15 protein-coding genes and 2 tRNA genes are annotated in these 13,533 nt (G+C 54.6%); 4 read left to right on the forward strand and 13 right to left on the reverse strand.

The window, feature by feature from the left end; genetic code table 11:
* Positions 1-28 precede the first annotated feature (28 nt).
* On the forward strand, positions 29-1,318 hold the full coding sequence (locus BCS36_RS08655; RefSeq protein WP_291302505.1) for a hypothetical protein: 1,290 nt from the start codon (positions 29-31) through the stop codon (positions 1,316-1,318).
* A 193-nt stretch (positions 1,319-1,511) separates the two neighbouring features.
* Here the strand turns inward: BCS36_RS08655 and BCS36_RS08660 are convergent.
* Positions 1,512-1,606, reverse strand: a tRNA-Ser gene (locus BCS36_RS08660).
* A 54-nt stretch (positions 1,607-1,660) separates the two neighbouring features.
* Here BCS36_RS08660 and BCS36_RS08665 point away from each other — a divergent pair.
* The 3 genes from BCS36_RS08665 (at position 1,661) to BCS36_RS08675 (ending at position 3,890) form a co-directional block, all read left to right on the forward strand.
* Positions 1,661-1,792 carry a hypothetical protein gene (locus BCS36_RS08665; RefSeq protein WP_291302506.1) on the forward strand — a complete coding sequence of 44 codons (132 nt, stop codon included), beginning with the start codon at positions 1,661-1,663 and terminating at the stop codon, positions 1,790-1,792.
* Between the two features lie 94 nt (positions 1,793-1,886).
* Entirely contained in the window at positions 1,887-3,635 is a 1,749-nt protein-coding gene (locus BCS36_RS08670; RefSeq protein WP_291302507.1) for a glutamine--tRNA ligase/YqeY domain fusion protein, read from the forward strand.
* A gap of 179 nt (positions 3,636-3,814) precedes the next feature.
* A tRNA-Lys gene (locus tag BCS36_RS08675) sits at positions 3,815-3,890 on the forward strand.
* A gap of 453 nt (positions 3,891-4,343) precedes the next feature.
* Here BCS36_RS08675 and BCS36_RS08680 read toward each other — a convergent pair.
* The 12 genes from BCS36_RS08680 to BCS36_RS08735 form a co-directional block, all read right to left on the reverse strand.
* A complete protein-coding gene (locus tag BCS36_RS08680; protein ID WP_291302508.1) occupies positions 4,344-4,505 on the reverse strand; it encodes a hypothetical protein in 162 nt (53 codons plus the stop codon).
* Between the two features lie 208 nt (positions 4,506-4,713).
* Positions 4,714-6,336 (reverse strand): VWA domain-containing protein, encoded by a 1,623-nt coding sequence (locus tag BCS36_RS08685; RefSeq protein WP_291302509.1) that lies wholly within the window; start codon positions 6,334-6,336, stop codon positions 4,714-4,716.
* A 4-nt stretch (positions 6,337-6,340) separates the two neighbouring features.
* The gene (locus BCS36_RS08690) at positions 6,341-7,378 is read right to left on the reverse strand and encodes a DUF3150 domain-containing protein (protein ID WP_291302510.1); all 1,038 of its coding nucleotides are present in this window, start codon (positions 7,376-7,378) and stop codon (positions 6,341-6,343) included.
* A gap of 9 nt (positions 7,379-7,387) precedes the next feature.
* Entirely contained in the window at positions 7,388-8,722 is a 1,335-nt protein-coding gene (locus tag BCS36_RS08695) for an AAA family ATPase (protein ID WP_291302511.1), read from the reverse strand.
* Positions 8,723-8,799: 77 nt separating this feature from the next.
* Positions 8,800-9,273, reverse strand: a complete 474-nt coding sequence (locus BCS36_RS08700) for a zeta toxin family protein (protein ID WP_291302512.1) — start codon at positions 9,271-9,273, stop codon at positions 8,800-8,802.
* On the reverse strand, positions 9,273-9,455 hold the full coding sequence (locus BCS36_RS08705) for a hypothetical protein (RefSeq protein WP_291302513.1): 183 nt from the start codon (positions 9,453-9,455) through the stop codon (positions 9,273-9,275). The genes BCS36_RS08700 and BCS36_RS08705 overlap by 1 nt, the downstream gene beginning before the upstream one ends.
* A gap of 91 nt (positions 9,456-9,546) precedes the next feature.
* Positions 9,547-10,656, reverse strand: coding sequence for a hypothetical protein (locus BCS36_RS08710; protein WP_291302514.1), 1,110 nt, complete (start codon positions 10,654-10,656; stop codon positions 9,547-9,549).
* Positions 10,657-10,838: 182 nt separating this feature from the next.
* Complete coding sequence (locus BCS36_RS08715; RefSeq protein WP_291302515.1) at positions 10,839-11,540, reverse strand: ERF family protein; 702 nt, start codon at positions 11,538-11,540, stop codon at positions 10,839-10,841.
* A gap of 170 nt (positions 11,541-11,710) precedes the next feature.
* Positions 11,711-11,971 carry a Txe/YoeB family addiction module toxin gene (locus tag BCS36_RS08720; RefSeq protein ID WP_072311508.1) on the reverse strand — a complete coding sequence of 87 codons (261 nt, stop codon included), beginning with the start codon at positions 11,969-11,971 and terminating at the stop codon, positions 11,711-11,713.
* Positions 11,952-12,224, reverse strand: a complete 273-nt coding sequence (locus BCS36_RS08725) for a type II toxin-antitoxin system RelB/DinJ family antitoxin (protein ID WP_192113925.1) — start codon at positions 12,222-12,224, stop codon at positions 11,952-11,954. Before BCS36_RS08725 ends, BCS36_RS08720 begins: the two co-directional genes overlap by 20 nt.
* Before the next feature lie 111 nt (positions 12,225-12,335).
* Positions 12,336-12,566, reverse strand: coding sequence for a restriction endonuclease (locus BCS36_RS08730; protein WP_225530105.1), 231 nt, complete (start codon positions 12,564-12,566; stop codon positions 12,336-12,338).
* Between the two features lie 35 nt (positions 12,567-12,601).
* On the reverse strand, positions 12,602-13,423 hold the full coding sequence (locus BCS36_RS08735) for a bifunctional diguanylate cyclase/phosphodiesterase (protein WP_192113924.1): 822 nt from the start codon (positions 13,421-13,423) through the stop codon (positions 12,602-12,604).
* Positions 13,424-13,533: the final 110 nt, after the last annotated feature.

Genomic DNA, 13,533 nt, shown 5'->3' on the forward strand with positions numbered 1-13,533 from the left:
TACGGCAGGTCAAGAATCACGACTGGACATGAAGACTGGTTGGGGATTTTTTGAAGGCGCGGAAATCAAGGGCGGCGTGTATTACTTTCGGCGTGACCGCAAGCGCTACGACGTAAAGACTGAAACCTACGAGGAAAACCTGAACCACAGCTCACTTCAGGGTAACGTGGAGTTCAATTCCGGTTTCGCGGGCGGCGTTTTGGGGGCGGATTTTGGCGTGTTCGGATCGCACGATCTTTTCAATTCCGGTGCTGTGGATCACGAAATGGGCTTTGTGCCTTGGTCCAACCCTTGGCATCCCGACTGGAGTAAAACCTCAACCAAGGACGGCTCCTCCATATACAAGGCCGTAGTCAAGGCCAAGCTCGGCAATTTTTGGACTCGCGCCGGCTTGTACCAGCCCGAGGGACCGGGTGTGCTGGGGGTCAACTGGTCCATTATGCCCGGCACATACAGAGGGATGAACGCAGGGCTGGACGTGGGTGGTTTTTCCCTGGCTGCGGCCTGGGCCGACGCGTACAAAGCCCCCTGGTACACGGATCTTTATTCTTTTAAGAAAAACGACGGCGAGGGCCGCGTGCCCTGGTTGTGGAGCTTGGGCGCACGCTACGCCTTTGACTGGGGCCTCACCTTGGAAGCCGCCTACGGCGAATCTCTAGGTCATCTCAAAAACGCCCATCTTAAAAGCTCTTACGCCACGCCGACATCTCTGGGCGTGCTGACTGTTGGCTACCACCTCTATGCCATGGCCGACAGTGACGATTCCGGCACGTCTACCAACGACAATTTCGACGGCCTGGCCGTGCAGCACTTCGCTTTCGCCAAACTGGAAACAGCCCCCTGGACCTTACGCCTGGAAGGAACCTATACGAGCGCTCCAACTTCTTCGGCCGTACAGCAGGGACAGTTTGCCTACCGCCTCACGGACAGAAATGGCTCATCCAAGGGAGCCTATGACGTGTGGTGGGATGCCCGCTCGGATTGGAACGCGGACAATGAAAAAGCTTTTTTCGCTGGGGCACAGCGCGCGCTTGACGACCTCTTGCCCTGGCAGGGCTTCTACGTGGGGGCTGGGGCTGCTGTGGGCTTCGATGGCCGGGGTTATGGCGTTGACGGGCGTTTGAGTGAGTGGGCTGTCACGGGCGACATCGGCTACGTGCGTCCAGACGGCCCCCTCAAAGGCGCTTTCGTCAAATTTCACTATACCGAATATATCAACGGTACCGACGACCCCAGCTGGACCTACCGCAACGCCTTTCAGTCTGAACGAGACTTCAAACTGCTTGTTGGCATTCCTTTTTCTTTTCTTTCACAATAGAGCGCTCGGCCCCGTACACAACTATCCTTGAGATTTGATAGCTCTGCTGCAATGCGCGCTTTTTTCGCAGCGGTTTGAGCCAACGTATGGACAGCGGCATGCACACGGCCATGTACTCGCTAAAAATATACCCTTTTCAGACGCAAAAACGGCGAGCTACTTGTTCAGTAACTCGCCGTTGCCATTAGCTATGTGGCGGAGAGGGAGAGATTTGAACTCTCGATACAGGTTTAAGCCCGTATACTCGCTTAGCAGGCGAGCTCCTTCGGCCGACTCGGACACCTCTCCGCGTTAGGGCGCAGTACGCCCCGAATGCAGAAGTGCAAGCTAGCCCAGGTTGACATGGCTGTCAAGCGTGCGGAGATTTTTGTTCTTTTGCCCACGGCCAGGCGTGGCGACCCGTGGCTGTCACAACCACGGGTCGCCAGCGGCCGAAGCGGCATCCCTGAAAATCAGGCTGCGACCGCCCTGTAACGCCCCGGCGGGCCGCATGCGCACGATTGACCCCTGCCCCGGCTTGGCGTAGTTTTGCAGTTTACATTATCGCCAGGAAGTAATGGAGCGCATCATGGCCCCCGAGACAAAAAACATGACCCCCACCGCCGACACCCACTGCACCAACGCCGCCGGCACGGCAGCGGACACCGCCAGCAAGCCCGGCGTGGACTTCATTCGTGCCCGTATCATTGAAGACAATGCCACAGGCCGCTATAACGGCAGGGTTCATACGCGCTTTCCTCCCGAGCCTAACGGCTATCTGCACCTTGGGCACGCCAAATCCATCTGCCTGAACTTTGGCGTTGCCAAAGAATTCAGCGGATTGTGCAACCTGCGCTTTGACGACACCAATCCCACAAAAGAAGAGCAGGAATACGTCGACTCCATTCGCGAAGACGTGCGCTGGCTTGGCGGCGACTGGCAGGACAGGGAATTTTACGCCTCCAATTATTTTGAGCAGCTCTACGCCTACGCCGAACAGCTCATCACAATGGGCAAGGCCTATGTTGACGATCTTTCGGCGGAAGAAATCCGTGAGTACCGGGGCACGCTGACCGAGCCGGGCCGCGAAAGCCCCTGGCGCAACCGCAGCGTTGAAGAAAATCTCGACCTGTTCCGCCGCATGCGCGCGGGTGAATTTGCCGATGGCGAGCGCGTGCTGCGCGCCAAGATTGACATGACTTCGCCCAATCTTGTCATGCGCGACCCCACGCTGTACCGCATCCGCCATGCCTCGCACCACCGCACGGGCGACACGTGGTGCATCTACCCCATGTACGACTACACGCACTGCCTGTCGGACTCCATCGAGGGCATCACCCATTCGCTCTGCACGCTGGAGTTCATCAACAATCGCGAGTTGTACGACTGGGTGCTGGAAACGCTTGGCGCATACCGCCCGCAGCAGATTGAATTCGCCCGTCTCAACGTCACCTACACCGTCCTTTCCAAGCGCAAGCTCATCCAGCTTGTGAAGGAAGGGCATGTTCGCGGCTGGGACGATCCCCGCATGCCCACGCTCTGCGGCCTGCGCCGCCGGGGCGTGCCCGCCGAAGCCCTGCGCGAGTTCTGCTCCCGCATTGGCATGGCGCGGGCCGACTCCACCGTGGAATACTCCATGCTGGAATTCTGCGTGCGTGAACACCTCAACGGCCATGCAGCGCGCGTCATGGCCGTGCTTGATCCCATCAAGGTTGTCATTGAAAACTATCCCGAAGGCCAGGTGGAAGAGTTCGACATGCCCTACCACCCGGAGGATGAAAGCTACGGCAGCCGCAAGGTGCCCTTCTCGCGCGAACTGTACATTGAGCGGGATGATTTTCGCATGGAGCCGCCCAAGAAATACCACCGTCTGGCCCCCGGCGCGGAGGTGCGCCTGCGCTATGCCTACTTCATCACCTGCCGCGAGGCCATTCTGGACGACGCTGGCAACGTGATCGAACTGCGTTGCGTGTATGACCCCGAAAGCCGCGGCGGCCAAAGCCCGGACGGCCGCAAGGTCAAGGGCACCATCCACTGGGTGTCGGCCCAGCACGCCATCCCGGCGGAAGTGCGCCTGTACGACCAACTCTTTGCCGCTGAAAATCCCAATGCGACTTCTGAAGGCCAGACATTTCTGGACCATATCAACCCGCATTCCCTCACTGTTGTCGAAGGTCTGCTGGAGCCTGCCCTGGCGAGCCTGCCCGTGAGCGACAAGGTTCAGTTCGAGCGCCTCGGGTATTTCTGCAAGGATAAGGACAGCACCGATGCCCGCCCGGTCTTCAACCGCACGGCGACGCTGCGCGACACCTGGGCCAAGCAGGAAAAAAAGGGCTAGCAAGGGCAACCAACGCCATATGGCCAGCGGGGCTGCCAGAAGCTGGGCATATCGCCAAGCGTAACATACAAAAACAACAAGAAAACTGGGCGATTACAGCCTGACATATCACGGCGCGTCAGATACGCATTTTGTCACTTGACAGGTAAAACACCAGTATATATAGTGCGCGTCTCAATGGGTCGTTAACTCAGCAGGTAGAGTATCTGCCTTTTAAGCAGAGAGTCGCAGGTTCGATCCCCGCACGACCCACCATATATTTTAAGGGCTTATGGCTAACCGCCGTAAGCCCTTTTTCTTTCTCCCCACACCATTCCCCACACGGCTTATGAAAAATGGTGGGAATGGATAGTAAACAATGTATATGGACTTTCACGCCATTAGGGGTTTACACGCACTGTAAACTACGCCTATCTTCCATACATGAGCAACAAGAAATACCTCCCTCTCATGCGGCCATGTTCCAAGTGTGGCAAAATTCCTCAGCGTGAGGCCTCAAGACCGGAGGGGAGAACCCACGATATTTACCGCTATGTTTGTGAATGCGGCAACTGTCCACTCCAGTGGTCTGTCAGCGAATCTGCTGCAATTCGTTTGTGGAACGCGTATGTTGCGACTTGACCTATACTTCAGTCGAAAAATAAAAGTATAGCAAGGGCAAGGAAGCGGGAATCCCCCGTTTCCTTGCCCAAGAATCAACTGTGATTTTTACCTGCCTTCGCTTTCAGACAAGGCCAGCTTTTCCGATTCTTCTTCAGCATTGCATCTGCCGTCTTTTCGATTTTCCAATTCCACCGATACCGCCGCCGCAGTGAATACTCCTGCGATGCCAGCTAACATGCCGCCTATAAATGCCCATTTACTGTTCATTTCCCTGCTCCTATTTGCTAGCCCAGTACCGACTAGTCATCCCAATTATCCTTAATGGCTTGAAGCACAGCTATAACGACCGGAATCCAGCCTAGGTAGTTCATTTACCCTCCTTGCGTTTAGCAACGCTGGATGCGCCGCTTTTTGTTTAGTAAGAAGAAACGAAATATTCCCGTTTTGTACCAAGGTCCAAAATCAAGGGGGACCATCATACAGCACCGCCTTTAAGCAATGCCGCCTGCAGCATGGCAAACATGGCAGGCACCAGGTCGGGCAAGTTGTTGACCACCTTGCTGGTATGCGACAGCAGGTGCGTGATGTGCTCATCTCTGATGCCAAGTCCATAAACTTCAAAGCCGAGTTGTTGGGCCACCCCTATGGCATTGTTTGCAGCGAGCGGGTTGTCCGGCATGCCGTCAGTGATAACTAAAATCATCTTGCGCTGCTCTTTGAGAGGCAGCATGGTTTGCAAAACCCACCACAAGGCTCCAGCCAGGGGTGTACCGCCAGAAGCCTGAATGTTGAACAGATCTGGCACCGTGTGCCCATGCCGCATGATGGGGAATACAGAGTTTGTGACCGTCGTAGCGGGGAAAGCCGTAACCGCTGGATTCACGCCACGAATATGGCTCAGCGCAGTTGCCACGGCAAAACAGGCTCGATTGGCAAGATTAATCGGTGCGCCAGCCATGCTGCCGCTTACGTCCAGTAGAATATGGACAGCCGTATTGAGGCCCAGTTGCACAGACTCTTTTTGGAAAACACGAACATTACCAACCTGCAGACGGTGTAGCGAATTGGCGTGCAGTGTGCCCTTGCGCCCAATGCTGCATCGCCTTTGCGTTTGCGCCTGCAAGAAACCCTGAAGGCGTGTACGCAGCGCAATGCTGGCCTGTAACGCTTGTAGCTTCTGCTCTGCTGGCAAGGGGGCTGCATGTCGGGTGCCTTCCACGGACACGGTCAATGCGTCACCAGCGGATTCTGTGCTGCTATTAGCAAGCTCAATCGCCATGATTTCTCCGAGTTGCTGGGGTAAATCCTGCACTTCCGCATGAAAAAGGGCCTTGAGCGGTAAAGCACTCGACGGTTGGACCGGTTCAGATTGCTGGTTGATTTGTGTGGCAGAATCGTTGGCTTCCCCTGTCGCCCTTGGTGTGGCTCCCTGACCCTTCTTATTCGTGCCTTCGCTGGTTGCTGTTGGCTGAGGTGGTTCCCACTGCCTGACACATATGGCAATTTGTCGAGCATATTCGACTGCTGCCGCAGTATCCGGGCAATGGATGTAAACCTTGACCAAGATGGCATCCAGAGCCCCTAGCAAGCTGGGGAAGTGCTGCTCCACGATGCTTGCGGCGTGTTGGCGTGCCAGGGTCACCTCATCCACATTCCAAGCCCGCACCGTCAGAAGCACATAGTCCAAAACAGCAAGGGCCGGGGAATCGTCCCCGGCCCTTGGCTGTGCTTGCTCTACAAAGAATCGTCGTATCAACCAGTTCAGGTTTTTCCGGCAGCCAGGGAAAACGCCTGACAGCTTCTTTTCAACACGCCAGTCCTCAAGGCAGTTGAACAAATTGAAGGTCACTGGATCAAGCTTTGCAGCTTTCAGCACGCTGAAATCTGTGTGCCGTATATGAGCAGCCTCGTGATCGCAGAATCCCTTGGCCAGTGCCAGCAATTCCGGCTCACAATCCATAGGCAACGCGGGCAAGTGAATAACCTTACCGTTGGTGCAGGCCTCCTTGCCGCCGATACGAACCTGCACTCCATAGCGATCGCCAAGGATAGATGCCACAAGGGGCAGACAGTTGAGAACGTCTTTTGTGCGTATCATGGCATCACCACAGGCCCAGGCTGGGTATGGCAGGATGCGATAATGCGCTGTCAGCCACAGGAATATCAGGCAGAATGGGCTCATCATCCATATTCCCGTCCACGGTGCCATCCATCTGTCCAGCAGGGCCGTCCGGCTCGTGAATGATTCCCGGACCAGCCAGCAGCCCATCCAGCACAAATGCCGGGCCGTAGCCCTCAATTACTTTCTGGGCGTGGCCCACAAGGGCCGTACTGTCCTTGAGCAGGCAGACCAGCCCCTGCAACAGCAGCAGGTCTGTGCCTGTGATGTTACCCTTCTTGGGCATGCGCAGCAGTGCAGCCTGCACGATGTCAGCCACCGGGGCCACATGCGGCTCCACAAAAGACAAGCCCGTGAGCTTGGCATGCAGGGTACGCAACGGCGAAAGCGCCTTGTGGGTTACCTCCGTCTTGCCGTGATAAACCCTGCGCCATATATCGTCAGCCGATTTGGCCACCTCATCAAACAGTGTGCCGCCGAGGCCCTGCACCTCTTCCGCCAGCCCGGCTTCCAGCACAGCGGTGTTGTCCGGGTGCTGCTCCAGCGGGGCCACCTTGTACAACTGCCAGCGGAAATCCATGCGGGCGCGTACGTAATCAGGCCCCACAAGGGAATTGCGGATAATTTCGCCCCATTGATGGTGCTTCTCAATCCATGCCTGCACATTTTGGTCGTAGCCAGCCAGAAACGTTTCCTTTTCTTTCTGGAATTCGGCGCGGATGTTGAGCAGCTCCTGCACGATCTCGCCGGCCTTTTCTTCGGGGATGGCCCAGCCGGACATGAACCGCACCCCGTGCCGGTCAAGGTAGTTGAAGGCACGGGCCTTGAGCGTGCCGAACACCTTGAGGTTCTCCGGGTCGGCAATGCGCTTTGAGCCCAACGAGGCCAAATCTTCAGGGGGCAGTTCTGCGCCGCCCAGGTCTTCTTGGCTCATTTTACGACGGGCCGACCACAAGCTGACGTTAAGGTTGAGGGCCAGCAAGTTATCAAGAATACGGATGTCAGAAACAAGTTGTGCCATAGTAGCCTCCTAGAATGAGCTTTTTGTTGTATTGAGGGAGTAGCCTTCTTTGATTTTCTTTTCTGCGCGGGCTTCAAGCTCCATCACGGAATTGTTACCTTCACAGTTTTCGGCGGGAATAAAGTGCTGCTGTCCAACGGTATCTGGCTTGCCCCACTTTAGCGTGAGGCCCACAAGGCTAGCTTCGCCGATCCAAAACTTGCCGTCCTGTTTTTTGCCAGACAGGTTGTGGATTACCTGAAGATGAACGAGGGGCTTGGCCACCGTAGGTGTGTGGTGCAGATGGCCACGCATGAAGCGTAGGGCTTGCTCGCCTTGCAGAATTTCTGCTTCAGGCGTTCCTGTGTTGGGGGATTCAACTTCCACCAGTTGTGGGAACATGCGCTGAGCCAGCTCGTGCAACATGGCGCGGGTTTCACGGCTGGCTCGGAAGCCCAGTGCCCGGTCGAGGGCGTAGGTGACTGGCTGTATACCCTGATGGGCCAGCGGCTGAAATCGCTCAGTCAAATCCCCCCAGCGCAGTAGGCTGCGTGTAGAGAATGTTACTTCTATGGTGTTGGTCAGATTGTTTGTGGTAGCCTCGCCCATGAAGAGTTTGCGAACCTCATTGGCGTAGTCCACCATGGTTGCGCACAACGATTTGGGCAGCGATGGGAAACGCCGGGCAAGTAGGCTTTTTTCCACATCGGCAGATGGATAGCCAACTTCGCAGATAGTAAAGCGGTCCAACCAAGCGAGGTTTTGCCGCTGCGTTCCCTGGTAGAGGCCGGTGTCATCGCCACCGCCATTGGTATTGGCCGTGGCAACCAGACGGAACATGGGGTGCGGCACAATTAATTCGCCGCCTTTTTCCGCTATGCACAGGGGTGAGCCGTCCAGCACGCTGTTCAGGCCTGCGGAAATCTCTGGCGAGGTCAGATCGATTTCGTTCAGCAAAAGTATCGCCCCGTAACGCATGGCAAGCGCAAGCGGGCCGTACTCGAAGGTCATGCTGCCATTTTTTACTGTCAGGTGACCAACCAGGTCGGCAAACTCCAGCCGCCCGTGCCCGGTGACCTCAAATACTGGGTAGTTAAGCCTGGCTGCCAGCTGTTTGATGCATGTCGTTTTACCGCAGCCTGTAGGCCCGAAAATGTACAGCGGTTCCTGCGGGTTGAGAAACCAGACCACAACGTCGCGGCTGGACTCATGGAAAATATAGTCGTGGTCAATGGTTGGGGTGTAGGCCGAAGGAACGGCGTAGCCTCTGACCGTGGTACCGGAGGGCTTGCCGCTGAAGACCTGACCGGCGTCAAGGTCGGTGGGCTGCAGGTTACTAAGCCCTTCGATCAAACTGGTGTTCATAATCGCTACTCCTTAAATGCAGAAGAGCCCGGCTCCTTTTTAGGGAACCGGGCTCTTCGAAATATGGGATCAGTCTTTCAGGATATCTTTTTGTAATTACAGAAGGAATTGTCCAGGATCGTCACCTTGTTCGCCAAAGCCATCGCCTTGGGCAAATTCTCAAGGCTGCGTTTGAAACGGCGGACAACATCCTGAGGTGGAACGCTATGCCCTCCACGGGATGCGCGGGCTGCAACTCTTTTTAGCGCAAGTTCCTCTGACGCAAGGCGTATGTATACAAGCTCAACTTCATAGCCCCGCTGTTTTGCCTCTTCCATCAGAGTAAAGTCAAACTTGGCGGTAAGGGTAGACTCCCGCGCAAATGAAACACCCTCCTCCAGAAAAAGGCGAGCCATACGAGCAGCAGCCTTACCAGCGGCAATCGGGGACAACCCTTCTGCAGCAAGCTTATCTGGGTCAATAACCAGCAGGTTTTCCCGCATGGCAATTGTCCTTGAGAATGTACTCTTGCCTGCCCCATTTGGGCCACAGATGCACAAAAGCTTGGGCATTACCCGACCTGTTGGGCTTCGGTGATGGACGTTATTTCAGTATGTCCGTCTGGATAGCGAAGGGTATACTGCCCGTCTTCGTCTAGGTAGTTCAGCGGAACTCCTTTTTTCAGCTCAAGCTCAAGGATTATACGCTGATTTTCTATGGCCGTTTCGACCAGTTCTTCGAGTGTGAGCGACATAATGCCTCCGTTTTCACAGATTACGGATAAGCCTGCTGTCGGTCAACGGTCTGTGCCTGTTATAAGTTTTTTGAAAATATCGGGAGTCAGACTAGTAAGTTATGATATTGTTCCTTTCCCTGCTGGAGTTGAAGTGTTGACCGCCCGTCCTCCAGTTTATGGGCGAAATGCTCAATTTTTCGAAAGGTGAGCCCGTACGTTCACAGCGGGCCAGCAAGGTATCCACGTCGATGTCACCCAGATGCTCTGCATGAAAAATCTCGGTTAACTCCTCCCGCAGAGCCTCCTTGTCCAAAGTGGTGCGACCAGCTGTCACTGACATGCGAAAGCGGTAGTTCCCCGTGTCTACCCAATCCCGAGTGCCAGCCTGGCGGTGAACAAGCTTAAGCACCGTTTCCATTTCTTTGATTTCCTTTTCTAAAGCAGTGCGCTGCTCCTTGAGGGCAGCCAACTTTTCCAGAGCTGGTTCCCATTGGGGCATTTGCACGCCCTGTGGGAATTTGGGGCAGTCACCGTTGTATTCGCAGTACGAGCACAAGGGGTAAAAGCCCTGAGCACAATTCACCTGTGCCAGAGTTATGTGTCCGGCACGGAATGCTGCAAGCTCGCCCCAAAGCTGTGCCGCATGGCCAAGGGTCGTATCAAGCATGGCCTGGTTGAAGCCATAGGGGCCAAACGCCCTGACCTCTTTCATGGAAAGGCAGAGCAACCATGCCTCCATACTTGCCTCGGCAGCCGTTGCGGGCAGCTGAAGGCCAAATTGGGCACGGCAAAGTTGAGGGAAGGTCACTTTGTCATGCAGAAGCGTACCGTCCTCAGCACGGAGGCTGAAGACGGACTTGCTCCATGCTTTTGTCAGCAGGCCGATCTGTCCGTGCAGTTGCAGCAGGTGGGAATCGTGCGGGGTGCCGGGTAGCTTGTCGGTGCTTTTAACTTCCAGAATGCGAATGGCATTGACGGGCGAGCCCCAGACCAGCACAAAATCAAGATGGGCTTTAATGGGCACGCCCTGATGCTGCCAGTTGATTTCAAGCTGGGGCAGCATATACAGCCCCAGTGATGTCAGAGCTTGCCCAACCCCGGACTCGAACCAGTGTCCGCGCTGAAGCGTGAGCAGGCGCTCCAGACTGGTTGAAGTGGGCAGCACCTTTCTGGCCAACGCCGCCCGTGGGCATTCCCAGTGCTGGCCAATGTCGCTCATTCCCACATAGCGGGAGCGGTCGCCTAGGTGTGCAAGTGTGTCTTTGTGGGCAACGGCTTGCAGGCCTTGTCTGATTAACGCCCGTAATCCTTCTGAACGGTCCTTCTGTTCCATGGTTTAGTCTCCATAAACGTGCAAGGGCCGCCATCAGGCAGCCCTCTCACTCGGTATTTTGATTTTCACTATGCGGCATCAACATACTTCCACCACAATTTTCTCTGCGGGTTCCAGCGGAAGCCCGAACCGGCCAGTAATTCCTTTTTGGCCTGCGTGTTGCCGGTGGCAATGATGCAAGGACGTCCGTCCTGGGCTGTAACTTGCTGGTAGGTGACACCTTCTAGCGACGGGAGATTTTCAAGGCTTGCTGGCGGTCGATTTGAGGTGGCTGAAGAATTATTTTTGGCATTGGTGCCGGGCAAATGCGCTTTTTTCATTTCATGACTGTTTACGGGCAATTTCGGGCGAGATGCCGATTTCCGACCAGTTCTTGCCCCTTCGCCATCGTCATCTTCAGTTACCATTCCCAACATGGCGGTTAGAGCGTAGCGGCGAGCGTATGTTATTGCCGATCCCATTCCCTGTGGGTCGGCCTTGGGCAGAGGCACCACGGCCAAGGAACTTTGCCATTGACCCGACTCAACATGTGTCAGCTTGGTAACCAGCCCGAGCGAGTTGGGCTGCTCCACAGGCACAGGATACTGACACAGCCAGATGCCGTTTTCGATGAGCGCATCACGACAGGCATCCATGACGCTGTTGAGGCTGGCGTACCAGCTTTTGGTAAAAGGATTTTCAGCGTCCTTGGCTATGGGGCGCACGGTTCGCTGTACGCTGAGCAAGGCCTTGGCCAATTCGGTGATGTTTTCTGATTGATATTGGTTCATGAAATACCTCCAGAAATGAGAAATCCCTGTCCAGCATGACGCTGGGCAGGGATTTCTTGGTTGTTTTAAAGAGTAATTTCTGTCTTCTTACTGAAATAATATATCGTTAAAAAATTATTGAGATACAAATCTTTTTAGCTCTGGGAAAAGTATTTATCCCAATATAAAAATCAACTCTCATAATGGCCTTTGCATTGAATTATCTGACAGACATCGCCAACAATGCGGTAGACGAGTCTGTGCTCAGCATCAATGCGGCGACTCCACCAACCCTGGAGGTTAGCTTTCAAAGGTTCCGGCTTGCCTATGCCGACATATCCGTTTCGCTGAATGTCTTTAATCAGCATGTGGATGCGCTTGACGGCCTGTTTGTCGTGCGTATGCCAATATAAATAATCATCCCACGCCACATCATGCCATAGGAGCTTCATGCGCGTCCTCAATCAGTTGGCGGTAAGTGCTGTTTGTACTGGCATCCATTTCTTGAGCCAGTCGCGCAAGATGCGCCTGGTTCTGCTGGCTGTAAAAAGGATCAAGACTTGGGGTAAAAGGCAAAGCCTTTTCCCGCACCATCTGCGCGAGAAATATCCGTACCGCAGTTGCCACATCCATGCCCAAATCGGCAGTAATGGCTTGGGCCTGGGACTTAAGGGCATCATCAATGCGTATTTGCAGGTTGGCCATGACAGACTCCTTGTAATGTTTTGCGTTACAATGGTAATGACACATTGGGATCGTGTCAATGGCCTGCCGGAACGCAATTGCGCACAATTGCCAGGTGAAACTGCAAAAGAGTTAAATATTTTCAAACCATGCTGTATTCACGTCAACCTCTTCAACCATGCGAACCTCAACGCCAAGACGAAGCTGTTTGAGCATATCCACAAGGTCTTCCCCATCAATTAGATCAATAGGTGAGGCACCATCACGGGTGGCTTCCTTGATTGCATCACGGGTGAACGCACCTGTGGTGATGAACAGCCCCTCGCGCCCCTTGCTTTTTTGCGGGTGGGCATCCTCTGACAAGAAAGCCTTGAGGCAGGCCTTTTGCCGCAGGCAGGCTAGTTTCCGGTAACGTGCGGAGGGCTGGCAAAAAGGTCTTGCAGCATGTTTTGCCCTGCGGCCAGTGCGTAGCTCTCAAATACTTCAACCGGCTGCGGCGGGCTGAACAGATAGCCCTGAAACATATGGCAGCCAAGGTTTTGCAAAAATTCCATCTGTTCCTTGGTTTCCACCCCTTCAGCGATGGCCTCAAGCCCAAGGCTGCTGGCCAGCGTCATGATCGTGCCTGCTATGGCGGCATCGTTGGGGTCGTCCAGCAGATCCATAACAAAGGACTTGTCTATTTTGACCTGATCGAGTGGCAGGCGTTTTAAAAAAGCCAGAGATGAGTAACCTGTGCCGAAATCATCGAGCGAAAACGTAATGCCGAGTTTTTTCAGCTCGTTCATCTTGCCGATAATTTCGTTTACATTGGCTGTAAGCTGGCTTTCGGTGAGTTCTATCTTGAGCTTGCCGGGGGCAATATCATATTGCTGCACAATTTCGGTTACCGACTGCACAAAATTAAGCTCGCAAAACTGGCGCGCGCTCACATTTACTGCAATGCTCAGGTGCGCCAGGTGCGGGTTTTCTGCCCACACGGCAAGCTGGGCGCAGGCCATCTGCAAAACCCAGTCGCCAATAACCACAATCATGCCATTGCCTTCTGCCATGGGTATAAAGTCGCCGGGCATCACAAGACCACGGCGCGGGTGATTCCAGCGCAACAGGGCTTCTGTTCCCACTATTTTTCCCTCGGAAGTTACCTGTGGCTGATGGTACAGTGTGAACTGTGAAAGGTTCAGCACGGCATCTTTAAGGTCACGCGGTTTCAAGTTCAAAGTGCAACACCCAGTCCTTGGGTATTGGCGTCTTCTAAAAAAACTTCATAGGGTGTCTTAAACCCAAGGCATTTTCTAGGCCGCCAGTTCAAGCGGCACATTGCCGCTAT

The sequence above is a fragment of the Desulfovibrio sp. MES5 genome, assembly GCF_002237645.1.
Taxonomy (GTDB): domain Bacteria; phylum Desulfobacterota; class Desulfovibrionia; order Desulfovibrionales; family Desulfovibrionaceae; genus Desulfovibrio.